We start from the raw sequence: 23,579 nt of genomic DNA, 5'->3' as shown, positions 1-23,579 counted from the left end.
TTCCCTGCTTTCCCATTCCCACTTTCAATGACTGTTCACTTTTCTCTTCCCTACCGCACGGTGTTTGGCCAGCGGCTGGTTATCTGCGGTTCGGCGCCGGCGCTGGGCAACTGGCAAATCGACGAAGCGCCCACCATGCGCTACGACGAGTACGGGGCCCGCTGGTACTTCGAGCTGGAGCTGCCCGACGGCCCGGCCGGCGAGCTTACCTATAAGTACGCCCTGCTCGACGACAATACCGGCGGCCAGCAGTGGGAGTTCGGCCCCGACCGCCGCCTCGCCCTGCCCGCCGCCGGCCGAGTGGAAGTGTGCGACTACTGGCGGACCCCCGCCAAGCCCGAAAACGAGTTGCTGACCGCCGCCTTCACCGAGGCCCTGTTCAAGCGCCCCGCTGCTGGGGAATTCCCGGCCGCGCCCGTCGCTGCCGCTCCCGCTCCCAAAGCCACTAAGAGCCGCGCCAAAAAAGCCGTGACTCCGGCCGCTGAGGTAGCGGCTGAAACGCCTGCCGCGCCGGCCGCCGGTCCGCTGGCCCCCGGCACCGTCGTCTTCAACCTGCTGGCCCCGCGCGTCGACCCCAGGCTGCAGCTCTGCGTGCTGGGCTCCGACCCGGCCCTGGGCGCCTGGGATAATAAGAGCTGCCTGGTGCTGTCGGACAAAAACTACCCGACCTGGACTGCCAGCGTGGTGCTGCAAAACCCTGGCGAGGACTGCTCCTATAAGTACGCCATGTGGGACCCGGCCGCCGGCCACGCCCTCGACATGGAAGGCGGCGAAAACCGCGTCATCAAGGGCACGGCCGAGGTGCCCGCCCTGCGCGTGCGCAACGACGAAGCCTACCACCACCTCACCGCCTGGCGCGGGGCCGGGGTGGCCCTGCCCGTCTTCGCCATGCGTAGCAAGAATGGGCTTGGGGTAGGGGAGTTTCCCGATTTGAAGCTGCTGGCCGACTGGGCCGTGCAGACCGGCCTCAAGCTGGTGCAGATTCTGCCCATCAACGACACGACGGCTACCCACACCTGGGTTGACTCTTATCCCTACGCGGCCATCTCGGTATTCGCCCTGCACCCGCAGTACGTGAACCTGGAGAGCATTGCCCCGCTCAAGGACAAGAAGGCCGCCAAGGAGCTGGCGCAACTCAAGCAGGAGCTCAACGCCAAGGATTTCGTGGACTACGAGCCGGTGATGAATGCCAAGTGGCACTTCCTCAAGCTGCTCTTTCAGCAGGAGAAAGCCAGCTTCCTGGCCGACCCCGAATTCCAAAAATTCAAGGCCGAGCAGGCTGATTGGCTGGTGCCCTACGCCGCCTTCTCGGCCCTGCGCGACCGGTTCGGCACGGCCGACTTCAAGCAGTGGCCCGCCGAGTTCCAGACCCCGCAGAACCTGGAGGCCCTGACCGCCGAAACCGCTCCCGACTACGACGACTACGGCTTGTTCTTCTTCGTGCAGTACCACCTCGACAAGCAGCTGCTCGGCGCGGTGAACTACGCCCGCAGCCGCGGCGTAGTGCTGAAGGGCGACCTGCCCATCGGCATCTACCGCCACTCCGTCGATGCCTGGACGCAGCCCGAGCTTTACCACATGGACCAGCAGGCCGGCGCCCCGCCGGACGACTTCTCCACGACCGGCCAAAACTGGCGCTTTCCCACCTACAACTGGGAGCGCATGGCCGAGGACGGCTACCAGTGGTGGAAGCAGCGCATGGGCCACCTCGCCCGCTACTTCGACGCCCTGCGCATCGACCACATCCTGGGTTTCTTCCGCATCTGGGAGATGCCGGAGCACTCGGTGGAGGGCCTGCTCGGCCACTTCTCGCCCGCGCTGCCGCTGCACCGCCACGAGATTGAGCGCCGCCTGGGCTGGTTCGACTACTCGCGGCTGTGCGAGCCCTACATCCGCTGGCACATGCTGCAGGACATCTTCCACGACAAGGCGCAGGAAGTATTCGATGAGTATATGGACGACGCCAGCTACGGCCGCATCCACCTCAAGGAGCACGTCAACACGCAGCGCAAAATCGAGGCCTACATCGACCAGAAAATCATCGATTACCCCGGCAACGATGCCTTCTTCGAGTGGCTGCGCAAGGGCCTCTACCAGCTCTGCAACGAAGTGCTGCTCGTGCCCGCCGGCAACGACTTCTACCACCCACGCATCACGCTCAACAAGTCGTACAGCTTCCGCGAGCTCAACGACGAGGACCGCCGCCGCCTCTACGACGACATCTACATCGACTTCTTCTTCAAGCGCCACGAGGAATTCTGGCGGCAGCAGGGGCTGGTGAAGCTGCCGCCCGTGCGCTACGCCACCAACATGCTCATCGCCGGCGAAGACCTGGGCATGGTGCCGGCCTCGGTGCCCGGCGTGATGCGCGAGCTCGGCATGCTGGGCCTCAACATCCAGCGCATGCCCTCGAACCCCGCCACCGAGTTCGGCCACCCCGACGACGCGCCCTACCTGAGCGTAGTGACCACCAGCAGCCACGATATGCCCACCCTGCGCGGCTGGTGGGAGGCTGACCGCGTCGTCACCCAGCGCTTCTTCGAAACCATGCTGGGCCACTGGCGCCAGGTGGCGCCCTTCTACTGCGAGCCCTGGGTGGCCCGCGAGGTGCTGGTGCAGCACCTGCACTCGCCCGCCATGTGGGCCATCTTCCCGCTGCAGGATTTGCTGGCCATGGACAGCCACCTGCGCCGCGCCAACCCGCACGACGAGCAAATCAACGACCCCAGCAACCCCGAGCACTTCTGGAAGTACCGCCTGCACCTGCCCCTCGAAGAGCTGGTGGATGCCGTGGGCTTCAACGAGCCGCTGCGGGCCATTGTGAAGGCCAGCGGGCGGTAAGCTTTCGCCCGACATTTTACAAAGCCCGGCGTAGCGCCTGCTGCGCCGGGCTTTTTTTAATAGCTGCTCCCTATTAAAAAGCCGTTTAACGGAATACGGGATTCTTGTAAAATATTGGCCGACCACTGCGCCAGAACTCACACGGCTCGCCGGGCCGGTCCAGAATCTGCGGGCTATACAGCCAGACTTTGTAGCGAATTCGGCGGCTCCGGTTCCGGTTATCGGGGTCGTAGATACCCACGACAAGCACAATTTCGCCGTTGGCGTACGTGTGCTGCCGCACCCGCTGCATCGCGCGGCGCACGGGTAGCGGCAGGGTATCGGGAGCTACTTCCCGCTCGTGGTAGCGAAGGCGCCCGGGGCTATCGAAGATGGCCGTCAGCGTACAGCATAAGGTGTCCACTTTGTGGAGAATGAAGGTGTCAACCCAGCGCGGGTCGGTGCGGATGAGCTGCGTGGTCACTTCAAACGCCAGCGGGGGGTGCGTTGGATTGGTGGCGGCATAGCTGCCGTAGGCCGTCCAGACCGCCGCCGGGTTGGCCGCCGTTTCGGGCAGATACCGCTGGCAAGCCTGCGCTACCGCCGCCGGAATGGGCACCAGCACCGGGGCGGCAGTGGGAGCATCGGTGCGCTGCGCCAGTTGCGGCTGGGCCCGCAGCGGCCCGGCCAGCAAGCAAAGCACCCCCAGTAGCAGCCGCGTTTTCATGGCTGGAAGATACCACGGAGGGCCCGCTACGCTGGCAAATTGCAGTTTTAGTAGCGCGGTGCCCGTCTTCATCCTTGCGGCGGGCACTAGCAATACCCCCGCCGCCGATTCCGGCCCCAACAATGGCGTTTCCAACCTGGGAAACGCCGTTTCCAGCGTTGGAAACGGCATTGTCAGTGTTGGAAACGCCATTTCCATCGTTAGAATCGCCACTATCAGCAATGGAAACGGCGTTTCATTGAATGGAAATGCCGTTTCCAGCAATGGAACCGGTATTGTTGCTACTAAAATTATCGAAACACTGTTGTGATTTTCGATTTTTGCGATACATTTGGGCGGCACTTTTGCCCTCACCAACACTTTCAAGTATATGGCAGCCCCTACCTCCGGCCGCGTCAACCTTCCCAAAAGCCCTAAGGAAGGCTTCGAACTGGCCCAAAGCATCTACGACAGGCACCTGGCCGACGGCGACAAGTCGGAGCTCAAGCAGCTCGTCGACACCGATTGGGATATCATTGGGCCCACCATCGCCGAAGGGCAGGAGCACCACGCCGAGGCCGAGCGCCTCAAAGGCCTTGCCGAGGAAGCCTACCGCAAGCGCGACGCCATCTTTGCCAAGGTAGAGCAGGCCAACAGCGACACGGCCTCGTACCTCAAAGGCAAGTATAAAAAGACGCCTAAAATCCTCAATGGGTGGGGCTTTAATGTAGACGATACCCCCAAAGCGAAAAAGAAAGGATAAGCCCCATTGGTAGCCCTGCTGCCGCCCTGCTGCCGCCCTGCTGCCGCCCGGCAGCAGGGCTTTTTGCTGCCCGGCCCCGGCGCTGCCCCGCCCCGGTAGCCGCCGCCGCCTGCCCCGCCTACCCCCCGGTGCCAGGGCCCCGGCCGCCCACCGGCCCAGGGGCGGCCCCCCCGGCCAGTTGCCAAGCGCCCCGCCCTCCCCGGCGGGGCTTTTTCGTGCCCCCTGCCTCATTCCCAAAAATGGAAACAACCGGGCCGGACGTGCAAAAATAACCGCCGGGTAATATTAGGCTGATGCCAAAAGTGCATTTTTGCTTAGGGGCTGATACAGCCGCTTTTGCCCGGGCAGTGAGGCTGTCCGGCCGCACCCAAACGGCGCCAACGCGACCACGGCCGGACTTGTCCCAAAAAAGGAAGCAGTTCGTCCGGCAAAATCAGTTGTTCGGCGAAATATGCGTGTGCTGGCTTCGCGGGCGGAATAAATTTGTAGAGAATAGGTATGAGTTAAAAAATTGAATAAAACTACATTGCCCGCCCTTTCCACAACCCATATGAAACAACCCTTACTTCAGCCGAAGAGGCTGCGTTGGTTGAGCCTGGTGCTGCTGTGGCTGCCGCTGCTTAGCCCGGCCGTGCCGCACCTGCGCCACTTGCCCGCCGCCGGCAAAACTACCCTGGCCCGCCCGCTGGCCGTCACCCCCGACACCGACCGCGACGGCATCCCCGATGCCACCGAGGGCACCGGCGACCCCGACGGTGACGGGCGCAACAACAGCAACGACCTGGACTCCGACAACGACGGCATCCCCGACGCCGTGGAGGCCAACAACGGCGTGCTGGCCCCCAACATGAGCACCGACGGGCAGTACTCGGTGGTGTACGTGACGGCCAACGATACCGACCTCGACGGCCTCGTGAATGCCCGCGACGCGGACAATGGCGGCACGCCCTTCGCCGATACCAACCAGGACGGCGACGGCTTCGTGAACCGCCTCGACCGCGACTCGGACAACGATGGCCTCACCGATGCTCGCGAAGCCAACGCCGGCGCCCTGCGCGCCGACATCAACACCAACGGCTTCTATGCCACCCTGGCCGATACCGACAACGACGGTATCTACAACAACGTGGACCCCAACAACGGCGGCACGGCCCTGCCCCTCACCAACACCGACGGCACCGGCCTGCCCGACTTCCTCGACCTGGACTCGGACGACGACGGCGCCACCGACTGGTACGAAGCCCAGCCCCTGGTAACCAGCAACGGCACCGCCAGCCCCTGGATTCGGGTGCTCACCAACACTGACACCGACAACGACGGCCTGCTGGCCGACGTGGACCCCAACGGCGGCACCGCCCTCGTGCCCGTCGACACCGATGGCGACGGCACCGCCGACTACCGCGATACCGACACCGACAACGACGGCGTCAGCGACCGGATTGAGTGGAACGATGACAACCACGACGGCACCGCCGACGTGACCTACGCCACCACCGACACCGACGGCGACGGCATCGTGGACGTGTACGACAGCGAAAGCAACACCGGTGCCAGCAGCGGCTTCAACAACCTGGTGGGTGCTCCCACCCCCGCCGGCGGGGTGAATGACTACGGCATGAAATCGCTGCGCCCCAACGCCGACTTCGACTACCTGCTCGACTGGCGCGATACCGACGACGACAACGACGGCATCCTGACCTCGGCCGAAGCCGTGGCCGGCAACTACCTCGTGTACACGCAGGGTGGCTACGTCACCCAGCGCAGCTACGGCACCACGCCCGTCATCGTGAACGAGCCCGACTACCTGCACATGAAGCGCAGCGGCAGCCTCGCTCCCGACAAGCGCACCGCCGTGCTCGACTGGAACTACGCCAACCCCTTCGACGGCTCGGCCGGCGGCAACCAACCCAATGCCTACCTGAGCAACAAAAGCTTCACGTTTGCGGGCGTGACGGTGGCGGTAGACAACTTCCGCACGGCCGCCAGCGGCACCAACCCCATTACGACGACCATCAACCAGGCCGGTACCCCGCCCCAAACCACGGCCACGCAGGCGTTTGGGGCGCTGACGTTCAACAAAAACCCCATCCTGGAAACCGACCGGTTTCTGACCTACGGCACCAAGCTTAACCCCAGCTTCTTCCAAACGCTGTCGAGCGGCGGGGCGGCCAACGGCTATTCCATTGCCCGCTACACCTTCAGCCAGCCCCTGCGCGACGTGACGGTGGGCCTGATGGACGTGGACTACGGGGCCGGGGCGTATGAGGACGACGTAGAAATAATCGGCTACCTCAACGGCACGGCCGTGACGCTGGGCGCCACCGACATTACCTACAACACCCTCATCCAAACCAACAGCAGCGCCGGCGGCAGCCAGCGCTTCGCGGCCCGCAACACCGTGGCCACCGTGCCCAGCAAGCAGCAGGCGGCCAACATCTCGGTGTCGTTCGCGGTGCCTATCAACGAGCTGCGCATCATCTACCGGAATGCCAATAGCCTGACGGGGGTGCAGATTGTGAGCCTGAGCGAATTCCGCGCCACCAACCCCGACTTCGACGGCGACAACGTGGCCGACGCCACCGACCTCGACACCGACAACGACGGCATTCCCGACCTCACCGAAACCGGTGGGGTCAACGTGTTTGCCGACGCCGACAACGACGGCATTCCGAATTACCTCGACTCGAACACCACCGGTTGGGTCGACGCGAACACCGACGGTGTTGACGACCGCTACGACCGCGACCTCGACGGCCTCATCAACCCCATGGACCGCGACGCCGACAACGACGGCATCTCGGACACCCGCGAAGCCGGCGGCTCCGACGCCAACGGCGACGGCATCCAGGACGGCTTCGTGGACGCCAACTCTGACGGCCAGAACGACGCCACCGCCGCCACCCCGCTGGCCGTGCCCAACCTCGACAGCGACACCCTGGCCAATTACCTCGATATTGACTCCGACAACGACGGCATCACCGACGCCCGCGAAGCCCGCATCACCGGCGTGGCCGACGCCAATAACAACGGTGTGGCCGACGCCTACGCCCTTGCCAACCCTGACCTCAACCTCGACGGCATCGCCGACGCGGTAGTCACCACCTCCCTGCCCGCCGACTTCGACGGTGACACCCGCGCCGACTATGCGGACCGCGACTCCGACAACGACGGTATCACCGACGTGCGCGAAAGCGGCGGCACCGACGCCAACGGCGACGGCGTAGTGGACGGCTTCGCCGATGGCAACGGCGACGGCCTGAACGGCGGCGCCGGCAACGTGGGCGTGACGCCCGGCGACTTCGACGCCGACACCTTTGCCAACTATCTCGACCGCGACTCCGACAACGACGGCATCACCGACGCCGCCGAGTCGTACGTCGACGCCACCAACAACGGCATCAGCGACGCCGCCACCACCGACGTCAACAACGACGGCCTCTACGACGCCGCCATCACCGCCACCCTGCCGCGCAACTCCGACGGCAACGGCGGCGCCAACTACCTCGACCGCGACGCCGACGACGACGGCCTGGTGGATGCCATCGAAGGCGGCGGCGCCGACGCCAACGGCGACGGCGTGGTGGACAGCTTCGTGACCGGTAGCACCAGCGGCGTCACCAACACCATCTCGACGCCGGTAGACACCGACACCGACGGCTTCGCCAACTACGTGGACCGCGACTCGGACAGCGACGGCATCTGGGATTTGCTCGAAATTCAGGCCACCACCGGCCGCCGCGCCCTGGCCAACGCCGACGCTGACGGCGACGGCATCGACAATAACTTCGACAACAACTTCACCGCCGGCTACGCCATTACTACTCTTTTTAATAAGGATGCCACCGACACGGCCGACTACCTCGACCAGAACTCGGACAATGACGCGGCGTTTGACTGGACCGAAGGCTTCGACAACAACGACAACGGCTACGCGCTGGACGACCTGCGCACCCGCGCCACCAACTTCGTGACGGCCGGCGGCAACAGCACCTACTACCCCAACGCCACCGACGCCAACCTGAACGGCATCCCCGACTGGCTGGACGACGCCGACGCCGATAACATCCCGAACTTCCTCGACTTCGGCAACACCTACTACCGCGACTCGAACAACAACGGCCTCGTGGACCTCTACGACCCGGCCTCGTCCGGCGTGGCCTCGACCACCCCGACGCACACCGGCGATGCCGACGCCATCTTCCGCACCACCGGCACCGTGGCACCCCTGGCCGCCACCCTGAGCGGTACCGTGTTTGAAGACCTCAACTTCGGGGGCGGCGCGGGCCGCAGCATGGCCACGGCCAATGCCGTAACGGCCGGCTCGGCCGTGGGCGTGGGCACCGCCGGCACCCCGGCCACCGCCGCCACGGTCGAACTCTACGACGCCAGCGGCAACTTTGTCGCCACCACCCAGACCAGCACCACCGCCGGCACCCTCGGCCAGTACTCGTTCAGTGTGGCCCCCGCCACCAGCTACACGGTGCGCGTGGTAAACTCGACCGTGCGCTCGACGCGCACCGGCTCGGTAGCCGGCCTCGTGCCGGTGCAAACCTATAACGGCACCACCACCAAAGTAGGCGGCCAGGCCCCGGAGCAAACCGATGCCGCCGCCAATACCTCGGCCACGCTGGCTAGCCTCACCACCGGCTCGGGCCTCACGGGCATCACCCCGCAGTCCATCTTCACCCTCACCACGGGGGCCAGCGCCAGCACCGGCGTCGACTTCGGCTTCAACTTCGACCTCGTGGTGAACACCCGCAACGCGGGCCAGGGCTCGCTGCGCCAGTTCATCCTCAACTCGAACGCCCTCAGTGGCGAAACCACCCTGGCCCAGGCCGGCTCGAACGCCGTGGGCACCCTGCCCGCCCAGCGCGAAACCAGCATCTTCATGATTCCGGACGGCAGCGCCCGCGCCGGCCAGCTGGCCGGCCTCGCCAGCGGCCTCACCTCGGGCGTGGCCGTGATTACGCCCGCCACCGCCCTGCCCGCCATCAGCGGCCCCAACACCTCGGTGGACGGCTCGACGCAGACCTTCAACATCAACAACAGCAACAACGTGACGCTGGGCGCCGGCGGCACCGTGGGCACCACGGCCGCCACCCTCGGCACCGTGAACGGCCCCGAAGTGCAGCTGGTGGGTACCACCGCCGTGGCTACGGGCATCGACATTGCCAGCGGCGGCACCGGCGCGGGCGTGTACGGCCTGGCCATCTACGGCTTCGGCACCAACGGCAACAATAACAACAGCGGCGGCATCCGCGTGGGCGCCGGCGGCGCTACCATCTCGCGCAACGTCATCGGCACCAACGCCACCGCCTTCGCCGACCTCGGCGCGGGCGTGCGGGGCGTGGCCGACGGCATCCGCTTCACGGGCGGCTCCACGGCCAGCACGGTGAGCAACAACCTCATCGGCTACAACGGCGGCAAGGGCATCGGGGTAAACTCCGCGACCAGCAACGTAACCGTGACCAACAACGAGGTGCGCTCGAATGCCAAGAGCGACGCCAACTGGGATGGCCTCGACTTCGAGGGCACGTCCAACTCGGCCACCTTCAACCTCTTCATCGACAACGCCGGCCAGGGCGTCGACACCTACAACTCGACCGGCTCGAATACCATCACCGACAACACGGTGAGCGGCAACGGCCGCGGCATCGCCTCGGGCCCCGGCGAAACGCCGGGCATCCGCATCTACGGAAACTCGAACACCGTGAGCCGCAACGTTATCAGCGGCAACTACGGCGCGGGCGTGCTGGTGAATAACACCTCGGCCACGACGGTTATAAGCCAGAACTCCATCTTCAACAACGGCACGGTAACGGCCGTGAACGGCGCCGTGGCCACCGGCCAGATTGGCATCGACCTCAACAACGGCAACGTGAGCACCGGCGTGTCGCCCTTCGTCACCCTCAACGACAGCGGCGACAGCGACGGCGGCGCCAACGGCCTGCTGAACTACCCGGTGCTGACGACGGCCTACCTCAGCGGCAGCAACCTGGTGGTGACCGGCTACGCCCGGCCCGGCTCGCTGGTCGAGTTCTTCGTGCCCGGCGCCGACCCCACCGGCTTCGGCGAGGGCCAGACCTACCTGGGTGCGGCCACCGAAGGCACCGGCGCCGACACCAACGGTGGCTCCGGAACCTACGGCCCCGGCAATATCAATGGCCGCGCCCAGGGCACCGACAACACCAACCTCTTCACCTTCAGCATCCCGCTGACCGGCCCGCAACTGACAGCGGTGCAAGCCAGCGGCCTCACCAGCACGGCCACGCTCAGCGGCGCCACGTCCGAGTTCTCGGGTAACCTGACGCTCTCGGCCCTGACGGGTAACGTTTTCGAAGACATCAACTACGGCGGCGGCGCGGGTCGCAGCATTGCCACGGCCAACGGCGTAACCCCCGGCTCGGCGGTGAACGTGGGCACGGCCGGCACCCCGGCCACGGCCGCCACGGTCGAACTCTACGACGCCAGCGGCAACTTCCTGGCCACCACCCAAACCAGCACCACTGCTGGCACGGTAGGCCAGTACTCGTTCAACGTGGCCGCCGGCAGCTACCAGGTGCGCGTGGTAAATTCGACCGTGCGCTCGACGCGCACCGGCACTACCGCCGGCCTGCTGCCGGTGCAAACCTATAATGGCAGCACCACCAGCGTGGGCGGCCGCGCGCCGGAGCGCACCGACGCCGCCGCCAATAGCGGCTCGCAGACGCTCGCTGCCCTGACTACCGGCACCGGCCTGACGGGCTTCACCGCGCAGTCGGTAGCCAGCGTGACGGCCAGCGGCAGCACGACTATCGGCCCCGACTTCGGCTTCAACTTCGACCTCGTGGTGAACACCCGCGACGCGGGCCAGGGCTCGCTCCGCCAGTTTATCACCAATGCCAACACCCTGACCGGCGAAGCTTCGCTGGCCCAGGCGGGCTCGAACACGGCCGGCACCCTGCCCGCCCAGCGCGAGACCAGCATCTTCATGATTCCGAACGCGGCGGCCAACGCCGGCCAGGCCATCGGCCTGGTGAGCGGCCTGACCAGCAACGTAGCCGTGATTACCCCCGCCACGGCCCTGCCGCAGGTGACGGGCGTCGGCACCATCATCGACGGCACCACCCAGACCCAGAACATTGCCAACAGCAACGCCACGACCCTGGGCACCGGCTCCACGGTAGGCACCGCCGCCACGGCCCTGAGCCAGGTGGCCGGCCCCGAAGTGCGCCTGAGCAACGCGGGCACCATCAGCCTGGGCCTCGACTTCAGCAGCGCCGCCAGCAACTCGGGTGTGCGCGGGCTGAGCATCTACGGCTTCGGCAACGGGACTTACACCGCCGGCTCGACGGCCGAGGTGAAATCGGCCGCCAGCGGCTTCACGCTGGCGCAGAACGTGATTGGCTCGGGCCCGACGGCCGTGGCCGACCCGGCTCCGGCCGGCACCACGCGCTTCGACCTTGTATACCTCACCGGTGCTAACGCTACGGTGAGCAACAACCTGCTGGTATTCGGCACTGATAATGGCGTGAACGTGGCCGCAGGCGCAACCACGGCTACGATTTCCAATAACGAAATCAACAACAACGGCCGCCTCTCGGCCACCGCCAGCGGCGTAGTAGTAGCCGCCACCACGGCCACCATCAACGGCAACCTGCTGACCAACACCCGCGGCGCGGGCGTGGACCTGGTAGTCGGCGGTACCAGCGCCACCGTCACCAACAACACGGTGAGCAGCAACGGCCGCGGCACCACCACCACGGTGGGCACCACGGGCGGCATCCAGCTCGCCACCACGGGCAACACCATCAGCACGAACAGCATCACCGGCAACTACGGCGCTGGCATCGCGGCCCTGGCCGCTACCGGCACCTCGACCTTCAGCCAGAACAGCATCTCGGCCAACGGCACCGTGACGGCCAACAACGGCACGGCCGCCACGGGCGGCATCGGCATCGACCTTGATAACAACGGCGTCACCATCAACGACCTGCTGGACCTGGACAACGGCGCCAACGGCCGCCAGAACTTCTCGGTGATTGAAACCGCGTACTTCAGCGGCAGCAACCTCATTGTAAACGGCTTTGCCCAGCCGGGCGCCGTAGTGGAATTCTTCATCCCGGCCGCCGACCCCACCGGCTTCGGCGAAGGCCAGACTTTCCTGGCTTCGCGCACCGAAGGCAGCGGCACCGACACGGGCGCCGGCACCGGCACCTACACCAACCCGGTGAACGGCCTGAACCAGGGCACCGAAACCACCAACCGCTTTACCTTCAGCATTCCGCTGACTGCGGCGCAGCAGGCGGCGGTGTTGGCCAGCGGCCTCACGAGCACGGCCACGGTGGGCGGCGCTACCTCCGAGTTCTCGGGCAATACGGCCCTCGTGACCCTGCGCGGCACCGTGTTTGAAGACCCGAACTACGGCGGCGGCAGTGGCCGCAGCCTGGCCGCCAGCAGCGGCGTGCCCGTGGGCACGGCCGGCGACCCCACCACGGCGACCACGGTAGAGCTGTATGACGCCAGCGGCAATATCGTGGCGACGACCACTACCAGCACGACGGCCGGCTCGCTGGGTCAGTACACCTTCAGCGCAGCCCCGGGCTCCTACACGGTGCGCGTGGCCAGCAACACGGTGCGCTCGTCGCGCCCCGGCTCGGTAGCCGGCCTGCTGCCGGTGCAAACCTTCCGCACCAACAATGGCGCGGCCGACGTGAACCGCGTAGGCGGCGAAGCCCCCGAGAAAGCCGATGCCGTAACCACCGGTCCGCAGACCCTGAGCTTCACGGGCGGCAATGGCGCCGGGGATAACACCGCCTTCGTGGACCTGGTGGAAATTCTGGATGCCAGCAACAATGTGGTAGCCGGTTTGCCCCTGAATGCCAGCTTCGAAACTCCGAGCCTCGGTACCAGCAACAGCAGCTACCAGTACAACATCAGCGGTGCCAACTGGACCTTCAACAGCCGCTCGGGCATTGCCGCCAACGGCAGCGCCTTCGACGTGGGCGGCACCAATCCGGTGGCTCCCGATGGCACGCAGGTAGCCTTGGTGCAAACGGCCGGCGGCCTCACGGGCAGCTTCAGCCAGGGCCTCGGGCTGAGCCCGGGCAACTACACTGTCCGCTTCCGGGCCGCCCAGCGCCTTGCCAACAGCCAGTCGCTGACCGTGGCCGTGAACGGTATCGCATTGGGAACCTTCACCCCGGGCAGCTCGGCCTATACGACCTACACCACGGGCAGCTTCACGGTGGGCACGCCCACCACGCTGGCCAGCCTCAACACTGCCACCAGCGTGGCTCAGTCGATAGCTCCCCTCACGCTGACCAGCACCGGCGCGACCGGCATCGACTTCGGCTACAATTTCTCGACGGTAGTAAATACCAACGATGCCGGCCAGGGCTCGCTACGCCAGTTCCTGACCAACTCGAACGCCCTGACCAACACCGGCCTCGACCAGGTGGCCAGCTCGAACGGCGGCATCGACCCGGCGGCCGGCAAGGAGTACAGCATCTTCATGATTTCGGACGGGGCCGCTCACGCCGGCCTGCGCAGCGGCCTCACCAACCAGCTCACCGGCGCCAGCGGCTCGGCCCGGGCCGTGATTACGCTGCCCGGCACGGGCACGCTGCTGGTATCGGACGCCAACACGGTCGTGTACGGCCAGTCGCAGACGCTGAACGTGGGCGACACCAACACCGGCACGCTCGGCAACGGCGGCACGGTGGGCGTTGATGCCCTGACCTTCAACGCCGAAAACAAGCCGGAAGTGGAAATTGCGGGCAACAACGTAGCCGTGGTGATGAGCCTGACGGGCACGGCCGCAACGCTGCAGGGCCTGGCCGTGCGCGGCGGTACTTCGCAGACCATTTCCATCAACGGTAGCACCGGCTTCCTGTTGCAGAACAACATCATCGGCAGCAGCGCCACGGCCTTCACCTGGGCCAACGACGGCACGGTGAGCGGCGGCTACGGCGTCAACATCTTCGGCGGCGCCAACGGCTCGATTCTCGATAACCTCATCGGCTTCACCGGCAACTCGGGCGTGAACGTGAACAACGGCGTCGGAGCCAGCCTGATTACGGTGCGCGACAACGAATTCACGCAGAACGGCTACACCAGCGCCGGCGGCGACGGCATCAGCCTCGGCGACGGCGGCGGCGCGGGCCCGCTGCTGATTGAGCAAAACCTGTTTACGCGCTCCAACTCCAGCGCCGTGCAATTTGAGATTGGCGGCACCAGCTCGACCACCGTGCGCAACAACACCATCGTGTCGGCTGGCCGGGGCGGGGCGGGCTTCGCCCTGTCGCAGCTCGAAGGCTCGGCCATCTGCTACCTGCAGCGCAACGGCACCAACCGCACCCGCGCCGGCGTTACCGACCTGATTGAGAAAAACATAATTGTCGATACCCAGGCTTCGGGCATCGTCATTGGCTACGGCTCGCAGAACACGGTCATCAGCCAGAACTCCATCTACAACAGCGGCTCGGTGGCTATCGACTTCAACACCAACCCCAACGCCTATGTGAACGGCGCTGGCAGCGGCGCGGTAGAGTATGGCTCGGGCGACGGCGTGACCATCAACGACGGCAACGACCCGGCCACGGCCGCTACCTCGCTGGCCAACAAAGGCGTGGACTACCCGGTGCTGACGACCATCGACCTGGCCGGCTCGACGCTGACCGTGACCGGCTTCAGCCGCCCCGGCGCCGTGATTGAGTTCTTCATCCCCGAGCTCGACCCCACCCGCTTCGGCGAAGGCCGCACCTACCTGGCCACCCGCACCGAGGGCGTGAGTGACCTCGACGCCGGCACCGGCAGCTACGGCCCCGGCGCCATCAACGGCGTGATGCAGGGCACCGACGCGGCGGCCAACCGCTTCCGCTTCACCATCTCGGTGGCGGGCCTGACGCCGGCGCAGCTGACGCAGCTGCAGAACGTGGGCGTGACCTCGACGGCCACGCTGCTCAACAGTACCTCGGAGTTCTCGCCGAACGTGCCGTTCTCGTCCGACGTGCTAGCCACCATCACGGCCGGCGCCTCGCCGATTGCCTCGGGGCAGACGGCTACGTTTAACGTGACTTTCAACAATATCGGCGGTAGCACGGCCAGCGGCATCGTGGCCTCGGTGCAGCTGCCGGCGGGCCTCTCCGGCGTGAGCGTAACCGGCGGCGGCAGCTACAACAGCACCACCGGCCTAGTAAGCTACGCGGGCATCACGACGCTGAACCCGGTTACGCCGGTGACCTCGACCATCACCTACACCCAGCCGATTAACAGCGTGTCGGTGACGGGCGTGGCGGCGGTGAGCACGACCACCAACCAGAACGGCGCCACTGCCAACGACAGCCAGTCGGCCACCATCGTGACCGGCCCGGCCTTCGACCTGCTGACCACCCTCGGCGGCCCGGCCAGCACGGTAGCCAATCAGTTGACCACCTACACCGTGACGACGCAGAACAACGGCCCCGGCGCCGCCCCCAACGCGGTGCAGACGGTGAGCTTCGCCACCACGGCCGCCCTGAGCAGCGTGTTTGTGAGCAACGGCGGTACCTACAGCTTCAGCGGCGGCACCAGCACCTTTACCTTCCCGGTGCCGGCCTCGCTGCCGCAGGGGCAGGTGGTGAACAACTTCTTCAGCTTCCAGGCGCCCGCCACGGGCCCGCTGAACCTGACGGCTTCGGTAACGCCTAACACTACCGGTGCGGGCGAGCTCAACACCGCCAACAACACGGCGACCCTGAGCACCACGGTGAGCCCGGCCCCGGCCACGCTGGCCAACGTGTACACCACCATCAGCTCGAACGCCACTAACGGCAGCGCCGCCCCGGCCGCCGCCGTCACCTACACCGTGACGCAGGGCAACAACGGCCCCAGCGCCGCCACCGGCGTGGTAACGCAAGTGGCCCTGAGCCCCAACCTGACCACCACCGGCTTCACGGTGAACGGCGCGGCTGGCACCGTGAGCGGCTCGAATATCAACTTCACGATTACGGGCGGCACGGCCACCTACAGCCAGACCACCGGCCTGCTGACCCTGCCGACCATCGCCACCCAGGCCAGCAGCGCCAGCACCAGCTACACCGTGGTGGCCCCGGCCCCCAACAGCGGCCAGCTAACGGTGACCTCCAGCGTGAGCGCCACCACGGCTGACCCCGTGCCGGCCGACAACGAAGCCGCCACCACCGTGACGGTGAACAACGCCCTGACCGCCGACCTGGCCACCACCATCGTGGGCCCCTCGACGGCCACGGCCGGCCAGAGCGTGACCTACACCGTGACCACCGCCAACAACGGCCCCGGCACCGCCCAGAACGTGGTGCAAACCGTGAACATCCCGGCGGGCCTGCCCATCACGGGCGCCAATGCGGTGCTCCTGAACGGCGCGGCGCCCACCAGCACCAGCGGCACCACCGCCACCTACGCCGGCGGCCTCACCTATAACGCCGCCACCGGCGTGGTGACCATCGCCAACCCCACCGGGGTGGGCGCCCCGGGCACCGCCGCCAGCACCACCATCAGCTATCTGACGCCGGTGAACAATGGCGGCCTGACCAACGTGGCCGTGGTGCGCGGCACCTCGCCCGATGGCGTGACCACGAACAATACCGCCTCGGTGCTGACGACCGTGCAGACCCAGGCCGATGTGGCCGTGTACATCAGCGGCCCGACCAGCAGCAGCGTGGGCAGCCCCATCACCTTCGCGGTGACGACGGTGAACAACGGCCTGTCGATTTCGAACTCCGAAACCACCACCGTGCAGCTGCCCAGCGGCCTCACTGGCGTGGAAGTACGCGGCTACGACGGCACCGTGCTCGGCGCGGCCTACAACAGCACCTCGGGCGTAGTGACCTTCCCGACCGTGACCAACCAGGCCGTGGGCGGCGCGGGCACGGTGGTCGGCAGCATTACCTTCAACACCCCGAACACGACGATAATCACGCCCTCGGCCACGGCCGCGGTGGGCAGCAACGTGGACCCCAACCTGGGTAACAACGTGGCTTCCATCAGCGTGGGCATCGTGCCGGCTACCACCACGACCATCGACCTGGCCGCTACGTTCAACGCAGCGCCCCCGGCCACGGCCACGGCCGGCGCTTCCATCAGCTTCACGGTGCGCGGGGCCAATGCCACGGCCACGGCCACTACCGGCGTGGTGCAGGACGTGTTCCTGAACGCCGGGCTGACGACGACCGGCTTCACGGTGGGCGGCAGCGCGGGTACGCTGAGCGGCGACATCATTACCTTCCCCGGCGGCGCCACTTATAGCCAGACTACCGGCGTGCTGAGCCTGCCGCTGGGCAACCTGGCAGCCAGCACCGGCGTGAACACGGCCATCGTGCAGCCCGCCCCGGGCATCGGGCCCTACGCCATCACGTCGACCATCCGTGGCAACGACACCGATACCAACACCGGCAACAACCGCGTAACCAGCATCGTGAACATCACGCCGAGCGTGGACGTGGCCACCACCGTGACCGGTCCGGCCTCGGCCGCCATCGGCAGCACGGTAAGCTACGCCGTGGTGACGACCAACAACGGCCCCTCGCCGGCCTCGAACGTGGTGCAAACCGTGACCCTGCCCGCTGGCGTTCTGGCCAGCAGCGTGGTAATCACGGGTGGCGGCACGCTGTCGGGCAGCACGGTGACCTTCCCGACCATCAACAACATGGCCGTGGGCGCGAATGGTGTTGTGAGCAATACGGTGTCCTTCACCGTGCCCAACACCACGCCGAGCATCACCGTGACCGGCAATGTGACGGCTACCGGTGACGCAGGCACTACCGGCAACAACGTGTCGAGCCAGGTAACCACCACCCAGCCCAACCGTCCGCCGGTGGCCGCCGACGTGGTGAACGTGCTGCAGACCCCCGAAGGCAACACCGCCGTGACCCAGCTGCCCATCTCGCCGCTGCAAGCCACCGATGCCGACGGCAATGCCACCATCGTGACCTACACCGTGACCAGCATCCCGAATGCCGGGACGCAGGGCACGCTGTACTATGACAACGCCGGTACTTACACGGCCGTGGCGGTAAATCAGACCCTGACCGCCACCCAGGCCACCACGCTGCGCTTCACGCCGGTGACCGGCTACGTGGGTAACGTGTTCTTCAACTACACCGCGACCGACAACGGTAACGGCGTGCCGGCCAACGTGCTCACGTCGAGCACCGCCACCTACACCATCCAGGTGGGGCAGGACAACCCGGCCGTGTACGCCCTGACTCCGGTGAAAGGCGGCACCACCAACCCCTACGCCAACAACGACATCCTGGCCTCGGTAATTGACCCCAACGGGGCCCAGTACACCAGCGCCGGCCTGATTACCTACAACGCCACGACCGGCGCCCTTGCCACCGGCGACAACGGTACGCGCACGGTCGTATTGACGACCGGCCCGCTGCCCGCCGGCACCACGCTCAACGCGGTGACGGGTCTCATCACGGTGACCGACTACACGGTGCTCGTGCCCGGCTCGTACCCGCTGACCATCACTACGACCGACGTGTTCGGTGGCGTGACGGTGCACAACATTGTTCTGGTAATTGGCGGCTCGCCGATTGCCGTGGATGACTTCGCCACCACGAACCTGAACACGGCCGTGACCTTCGCGGTAGCGGCCAACGACCTGGCCAACGGCGGCGCGGCTATCGCGCCGGCCACGATTGACCTCGACCCGAACACGGCCGGTATCCAGACCAGCATCACCACGGCGCTGGGTACGTTCACCACGGTGGGCGCCCCGGTTGGTTCGGTAACCTTCACGCCGGCCAGCGCTACCTTCACCGGCACGGCCACGACTCCTTATGTTATCAGCAACTCGGCCACGCCCGCGGCCGTCTCGAACCAGGCCAACCTGGTGGTGACGGTGCGCGGCCCGCTGCCGGTGGATTTGAGCACGACCATCGCGGCCGGCACGAACCCGGTGAACGCCGGAGCCTCGGAAACGCTGACCGTGACCGCCACCAACAACTCGACCACGACGGCCTCGCCCAGCACGGTGGTGACGGTGCAGCTGCCCGCGGGCCTGACGACCACCGGCTTCACGGTGGCCGGCAACGCCGGCACGCTCAGCGGCTCGACCATCACCTTCCCGGCCGGCACCTACAACCAGACGACCGGCCTGCTGACCTTCGCCAGCACGACGCTGGCGGCCAGTACGACGCAGAGCATCGCCGTGGTATTCCCGGCTCCGGCCGCCTCGTTCACGGCCACCTCGCAGATTGGCAACGGCACCACCGACCCGACCCCGGCCAACAACGTAGCCAGCGTGAACGTGACGGTGACCCCGCAGTTTGACCTGGTGACCAGCCTGAGCGGCCCCGCTTCGGTGGTAACCGGCGACCTGGCCACCTACATCGTGGTGAGCCGCAACAACGGCCCGAGTGCGGTAGCCAACGCGGTGCAAACCGTGCAGCTGCCCACCGGCCTGAGCGGCGTGTTCATCACCGGCGGCGGCTACTACAATGCCACGGCCAGCAGCCAGACGCTGTACTACGTGAACGGCCTGTTTACGACGACCAACCCCGGCGGCGGCGCCACGGCCTACACCCTGGCGGCCGGCGGCGTGATTTTCCCGCCCGCCAGCCTGAGCAGCGGCCAGGCCCTGGCCAACAGCATCAGCTTCGCCCCGACGGCCACGTTCTCGCCATCGGCCCTGCTGACGCCGAACACAACGCCGGCTGGTGAGACGAACACCACGAACAACACCGGCTACCTCAACGGCGCCGCTACGCTGACGGCCGTGACCGTAACCGGGGCCACGACCAACCAGGCCAACGTGTACCTGACCGTCAGCGGTCCGGTTACCATCGCCGCCGGCGCCACCGCCACCTACACCGTGACGCAGGGCAACAACGGCCCGAACCCGGCGGCCAACGTGACGACTACCGTGAGCCTGCCCACCGGCTTGAGCACGGCCACCCTGACCTTGAGCGGTACCACCGGCACAAGCGTGGCGGGTAACGTCATCACCTTCACCGGCGGCGCGAACAACGGCGCGACCTACAACACGCAAACCGGCGTGCTGACCCTGCCGACCCTCGGCACCCAGGCCAGCGCCGCTACGCCCCAGAGCTACACCATTGGTATCACGGCCCCGGCCACGGGTACCTACAACGTGACGGGCAATGTGGCCACCACGACCTCGGACCCCGTGCCCGGCGATAACGTGGCCAGCGTGATGACCACCATCGCACCCGCCGCCGATGTAGCCATCGGCCTGAGCGGCCCGGCCTCGGCCACGGCCGGCCAGCCCGTGAGCTACGCGGTGCTGCTGACCAACAACTCGGGCATTGCCTCCAGCAACGTGACGGCCAGCCTCAACCTGCCGGCTGGCCTGAGCGCCACCGACCTGCGGGTGGGCGGCGCCACGGGTACGCTGAGCAGCACGACCATCACCTTCCCGGATGGCTCGACCTACAACACAACCACTGGCCTGCTGACGCTGAACACCCTCGCTACCCTGCCCGCCAACGGCAGTCAGAGCACGGCCATCGTCTTCACCGCCCCCGCCACCACCGGTAGCCTGAGCCTGACCGGCACGGTGAGCGCCACCACGCCCGACGGCGTACTGGCCAACAACCGCAGCACCTTCAGCACCACGCTCACGGCCACGGCCGACGTGGTGGTGGCCGTGGCCGGCCCGACCGCGGTAACGACGGGCAACCCGGTGACTTACACCGTGACGACGACCAACAACGGCCCGAGTGTGGCCGGCAGCGAAACCACCACGGTGCAGCTGCCCACCGGCCTGAGCGGCGTAGTGGTGCGCGATAACACCGGCACCATCGTGGCCGGCGCCTACAACGCCACTACCGGCTTGGTAACCTTCGCCACGGTGACGAACCTGCTGCCCGGCCAGGCCAATGCCCAGACCGGCACCATCACCTTCGTGGCTCCCGCCACGGTGCGCCTGAATGTGGCGGCTATCGCCAGCGTACCCGGCACCAACGGCGACCCGAACCTGGATAACAACCAGGCCACGGCCGTGACCACCGTGACGCCCGCCAGCGCCACCACGGCCGACGTGGCCGTGACCCTGGTGCCGAACCTGACGACGCAAACCGCCGACTCGCCGGTGGTGTACACCCTGACGACGCAGAACAACACCAGCGCCAACCCCGCCACCAGCGTGGTGCGCACGGTGAGCCTGCCCGCTGGCCTGAGCAGCACCACGCTGACCCTGAACGGCACGACCAGCACGAGCACCAGCAACGGCATCATCACCTTCACGGGCGGCCCGAACAACGGCGCTACCTATAATGTGGCGACCGGTGTGCTGACCCTGCCGACCCTGGCCTCACTGGTGAACGGCACGCCGGTGGTGACCACCATCACCGTGATGCCGGCCAACGGCCCGCTGGTGGCTGCGGCTACCGTGGCCGGGGCCAACACGGACCCGAACATCACGAACAACACGGCCCAGGCTACCAACGTGACCATCACGCCGAGCACCGACGTGGCCACCTACCTGACGGCGCCGGCTTCGGCCGCCGTGGGCAGCACGGTGAGCTACACCGTGGTGACGGCCAACAACGGCCCGAGCAACGTGGCCAGCCTCACGCAAACGGTGAACCTGCCGGCCGGCGCCACGGGCATCACGGCGCCGGTGGGCGCCAGCATCGTGGGCACCACCGTGACCTATACCGTGAGCAACCTGAGCAGCGGCAGCAGCCAGACCAACGTCGTCACCTTCGTGATGCCGAACGTGGCCTCGGCCGCCGGCACGGCCTCGGTGCCCACGACGAACGACGCGGCTACGGCCAACAACACGGCTTCGGCCACCACCGCCCGCCCCAACCAGGCCCCGGTGGCGCAGGATGTGGTGAACACGCTGCAGAGCCCCGAAGGCAACACGGCCAACGCCCCGCTGCCCATCTCGCCGCTGAACGCGGCCGATGCCGACGGCTCGGTAGCCTCGTACACGGTGCTGACGCTGCCCAGCGCGACGCAGGGCGTGCTCTACGTGTGGAACGGTACCGCCAACGTGGAGCTGAACCTGACCAACTTCCCCGGCCTCGTGCTCACGCCGACGCAAGCCAGCAACATGCGCTTCGACCCGGCCGCCACCTTCGCCGGCACGGTAAACTTCAGCTACCAGGCCACCGATAACCTCGGCGCTGTCAGCAACCCGGGCCGCTACACCATTCAGTCGGGCATCGACAATGCTTCGGTGTACGCCACGACGCCGGTGAAGACGAACACGAACACCAATCCCTACGTGACCAACGACGTGCTGGCCTACGTAATTGACCCCAACGGCGCAGCTTACAACAGCTCGGCCCTGGTGTACAACACCAGCACCGGCGCCCAGCAGCCCGGCACCAGCAATGGCCTGGCCCCCGCGGGTACCAACGCCGTGCTGGCGCCATCGGGCAGCGGTCCAGTGAGCAACCCGACCAACGCGCTGCCTTCGGGCATCTCGCTGAACCCGGCCACGGGCCAGATTTTCGTGAGCAATGCAGCAGCCCTGCCGGCCATCACGACGAGCACGAACTACTCGGTGAACATCACCACCACCGACGTGTACGGTGGCGTGACCACCCAAACGGTGACCTTCACGCTGGGGGCCTACCCGCTGCCGGTGGAGCTGACGAAGTTCACGGCTGAGGCGGTGCGCAACGTGGACGGCCTGCTGCGCTGGACGACGGCCAGTGAGAAGAACAACGACCACTTCGACGTGGAGCGCAGCCTCGACGGCCGCACGTTCGCCAAGATTAGCGAGGTGAAAGGCCAGGGCAGCAAAGCCACCCCGACCGACTACGCCCTGACCGACGCCAACGCTGCTAAGCTGGGCGCGCTGCTCTACTACCGCCTCAAGCAGGTGGATGTGGATGGCACGAGCAGCTACTCGCCGGTGCGCACCATCAGCTTCACCAAGCCGACGGTGCCCAGCATCAGCCTGTGGCCCAACCCGGCCGTGGGCGCGACGAACCTGGACCTGCGCCAGCTGCCGACCGGTACGTATGAAGTAAGCATCATCGACGCCACGGGCCGCACCATCGTAGGCCTGAAGCTCGACGCGGGCCTCACCCACAAAGTGGACCTGCGCGAAGTGGCCGATGGTACCTACACGCTGCTGCTCCGCGGCCGCAGCCAGGATGGCCAGACGGTGCTACTGACGAAGCGTCTTATCAAGCAATAAGCCGCAAACCGTTCGGGTGCTTTTAGCCAAGCCCCTCCCCATTCGGGGAGGGGCTTTTTGCATATAGCCCGGGCCGAAGCAGGTGAGGGGCCGACGAAACGGGCGTTTGGCGGGTTTTTGTCGGTGAAATAACCCTGGTGCACGGTGAACAGCGATTAATTGCC

At 66.5% G+C, this 23,579-nt stretch carries 5 protein-coding genes; 4 read left to right on the top strand and 1 reads right to left on the bottom strand.

Annotation, left to right across the window (positions count from 1 at the left end; translation table 11 throughout):
• Nucleotides 1–27 precede the first annotated feature (27 nt).
• Nucleotides 28–2,841 (top strand): 4-alpha-glucanotransferase, encoded by a 2,814-nt coding sequence (locus Q5H93_RS06775; protein WP_305005750.1) that lies wholly within the window; start codon nt 28–30, stop codon nt 2,839–2,841.
• Nucleotides 2,842–2,926: 85 nt separating this feature from the next.
• Here Q5H93_RS06775 and Q5H93_RS06770 read toward each other — a convergent pair whose 3' ends face one another.
• Nucleotides 2,927–3,547 carry a hypothetical protein gene (locus Q5H93_RS06770; RefSeq protein WP_305005749.1) on the bottom strand — a complete coding sequence of 207 codons (621 nt, stop codon included), beginning with the start codon at nt 3,545–3,547 and terminating at the stop codon, nt 2,927–2,929.
• Nucleotides 3,548–3,605: 58 nt separating this feature from the next.
• On the opposite strand from Q5H93_RS06770, the gene Q5H93_RS06765 reads away from it, so the two are divergent.
• The 3 genes from Q5H93_RS06765 (at nt 3,606) to Q5H93_RS06755 (ending at nt 23,415) form a co-directional block, all read left to right on the top strand.
• The gene (locus tag Q5H93_RS06765) at nt 3,606–3,857 is read left to right on the top strand and encodes a hypothetical protein (RefSeq protein WP_305005748.1); all 252 of its coding nucleotides are present in this window, start codon (nt 3,606–3,608) and stop codon (nt 3,855–3,857) included.
• Nucleotides 3,858–3,917: 60 nt separating this feature from the next.
• Entirely contained in the window at nt 3,918–4,289 is a 372-nt protein-coding gene (locus tag Q5H93_RS06760) for a hypothetical protein (protein ID WP_305005747.1), read from the top strand.
• A 550-nt stretch (nt 4,290–4,839) separates the two neighbouring features.
• On the top strand, nt 4,840–23,415 hold the full coding sequence (locus Q5H93_RS06755) for a right-handed parallel beta-helix repeat-containing protein (protein ID WP_305005746.1): 18,576 nt from the start codon (nt 4,840–4,842) through the stop codon (nt 23,413–23,415).
• Nucleotides 23,416–23,579 lie beyond the last annotated feature (164 nt).

Origin of the sequence: Hymenobacter aranciens (assembly GCF_030580865.1) — a bacterium.
Lineage (GTDB): Bacteria > Bacteroidota > Bacteroidia > Cytophagales > Hymenobacteraceae > Hymenobacter > Hymenobacter aranciens.
This window is presented reverse-complemented; position numbering and strand designations above follow the sequence as displayed.